The sequence below is a fragment of the Streptomyces sp. NPDC002130 genome (genome assembly GCF_040296465.1).
Classification (GTDB): domain Bacteria; phylum Actinomycetota; class Actinomycetes; order Streptomycetales; family Streptomycetaceae; genus Streptomyces.
The window spans coordinates 1-2,440 of record NZ_JBEOXI010000557.1 but is presented as its reverse complement, the minus strand read 5'-3'; the positions used below and the strand labels follow the sequence as shown (position 1 = coordinate 2,440).

The 2,440-nt window shown below is 60.8% G+C and carries 3 protein-coding genes; 2 read left to right on the top strand and 1 reads right to left on the bottom strand.

What is annotated here, in order from left to right; translation table 11 throughout:
- The coding region (locus tag ABT116_RS42730) for an HNH endonuclease signature motif containing protein (protein ID WP_351646101.1) at positions 1-1,146 on the bottom strand (1,146 nt) is incomplete at its 3' end.
- 155 nt (positions 1,147-1,301) lie between these two features.
- Here ABT116_RS42730 and ABT116_RS42725 point away from each other — a divergent pair.
- Together ABT116_RS42725 and ABT116_RS42720 are read left to right on the top strand one after the other, a co-directional pair.
- On the top strand, positions 1,302-1,805 hold the full coding sequence (locus ABT116_RS42725; protein ID WP_351646099.1) for a MarR family winged helix-turn-helix transcriptional regulator: 504 nt from the start codon (positions 1,302-1,304) through the stop codon (positions 1,803-1,805).
- A gap of 11 nt (positions 1,806-1,816) precedes the next feature.
- Positions 1,817-2,440 (top strand): LLM class flavin-dependent oxidoreductase (locus tag ABT116_RS42720; protein ID WP_351646097.1); only part of this gene is annotated, 624 nt, incomplete at its 3' end.

Below are 2,440 nucleotides of genomic sequence, written 5' to 3'. Positions count from 1 at the left end.
GCACAGCAGGACCAGGTTGTTCATCACGGTCGGGCCGCCGTTGGCCCAGTGCCGGATATGGTGCGCATCGGTCCAGGCGGGCACACACGTGCATCCGGGGAACGCACAGCCTTTATCTCTCGCGATCAGCGCGACGCGTTGTTCGGCGGTGAGCAACCGTTTCCCGGGTTTCGCATCGAGCGGCGCGCCGTGATCATCGAGTAGGACAGTGGACAGGAAACAGTCGCACCCGAGGAGCCTGGTCTGCGACACCGACAGTGGTCCGAGCCAGGGCATGTGCCCGACATCGAGATCCGACACAGACCCACCACCATCAGAGGGTGTCGCGGCGCAATCCCGGTGCTCGGCTAGATCACGGGCATTGATGTGCACGTTCACGTGCGGGCGCTGGCCACCATCCATGCCGGTCTTGGCGCAGTCCAGATAGCGGCGGATCAGTTCGGTGAACCCGTCCGCCGTCCGCTTCGCCGCCGACCGGGCATCCGGCGTCCCGTCCGGTGCCGGGGTCGGCATCGTCAAATTCGACAACGCCGACAGCAACATTTCGCCGGTGAGGGCATCGAAATCCCCACGCACCACCACCCGACCATTCAACGTCGACGCGATGCGGAGTTCGTTGCGGTCGACGTCTTCGGCGGGCGGAATCTCATCGGATTCGAAAACGCGCTCCAACGTCGCGATCACATATCGGACCTTCGTCGTCGTGGCCTCCACTCCCGACGCGGCAGCCAACAACAAATCGATACAGCGAGGCAGCGCCTCCTCCGGCATCCCCTTCGGCGGCGACTCACAAAACGAGACGATCAGAACGGCATGATCGAACGAACAATCCCCGCAATCGAAACCTGCCGCCACTGCCGGAAACGGCCGCAGCGCCGCACCCAACGCGGCGATCTTCTTCCCGTCCCGCACCTGCAGCATCGTGTTCGACGCCAACCACGCACCCACCCCGCGGCTCGCGATCACCTGATCATCCGGACGCAACGACAACTCGTCCACCACCGCCACCCGCACAGCTTCCAGACGCAGAATCTCCGCACTCGCCTCGACAGCAGCAGCCCGCAACTCAGAAGCCGACAACCTCCACAGACGTCCGCGCAACCCCACCGCAGAACCAGACACCACATCCGACAACAGAACACTCATTGAATCCCCCGATCCCCACCCCAACAATACTCGAACACCAGTTCGATTCAATGCCCGCAACAGCAGAAACGATGACAGGGAATAGTTCGATCTCTCCGAGCGTATTATTTGAGTAAGCAATACTTGCGATCGCAAATAAATGGAGGACGTCACCGATGCCAACTGATGAACACGTACGTGGTCGCGTGTGGCGCAACCTCGTCGTCTCCCACAGCGTCATCCTCGGCAAGATGGAGGCAGATCTTCGGACTACCACCGGGCTCACCCTTGGTCAGTACGACGTCCTACTCCGCCTGCATGAAGCTCCAGGAAACACCATCCGAATGGGTGATCTGGCCGAGCTCGTCCTGGTCACCACCAGCGGTGTGACGCGCGTCGTCGATCGATTGGTCGAGGCAGGACTGGCAGAGCGCGTTCGACCGGAAAACGATCGACGCGTCGTGACGGTATCGATGACGCCTGCGGGCAAGAAGACGCTTCGAAAAGCGTCCGCCATACACACGCGAGGGATCGCCGAATACTTTTCCGATCTCATTGAAACCGAAGAGCTTCCGGTACTCGAACGCTTCTTCTCCCGACTTGCCACACATCACACGAATCAAGGCGGCGCATGCGATGCGCACGTAGAACAGCTTTCCATCACCCCCACGAACAGATAGCGAGAAACAACATGGCTTTCGAATTGGGCGTCTACCATTTCGGTGAACTCACCCCAGATCCCACCACCGGCGCGATGATGAATCCCGGTGTCCACCTTCGCCATTTGGTCGAGCAGGCAACCGTTGCCGATCAGGTTGGACTCGATGTCTTCGGCGTCGGCGAGCACCATCGCACCGACTTCGCAGTCTCAGCCCCTGCAGTTGTGCTCGCGGCAATGGCTCAGGCTACCGACAACATCAAGCTGTCGAGCGCGGTCACCGTGCTCAGTTCCGACGATCCCGTCCGCGTGTTCCAACAGTTCGCGACGGTCGATCTGCTTTCCGAAGGTCGCGCCGAGATCATTGCCGGCCGAGGCTCCTACACGGAGTCGTTTCCGCTTTTCGGGTACGAACTTTCCCAGTACAACGAACTCTTCGCCGAAAAGCTCGACCTACTACTGAAACTGCGTGACGAGAACCCGATCAACTGGGAGGGCCAACTTCGCGCACCACTGATCGACGGTGACGTGACACCTCGTCCGGATCGCCAGATTCCTGTGTGGATCGCGGTCGGAGGTACCCCGGCCTCTGTCGTCCGTGCCGCGAAACTAGGCCTGCCCCATCCGCTCCGACACCGACGGAACCGTCAAATCCAG

What these genes read in the sequence shown, in the direction of transcription:
- ABT116_RS42725 (WP_351646099.1), top strand. Translation starts at nt 1,302, where the DNA reads ATGCCAACTGATGAACACGTACGTGGTCGCGTGTGGCGCAACCTCGTC.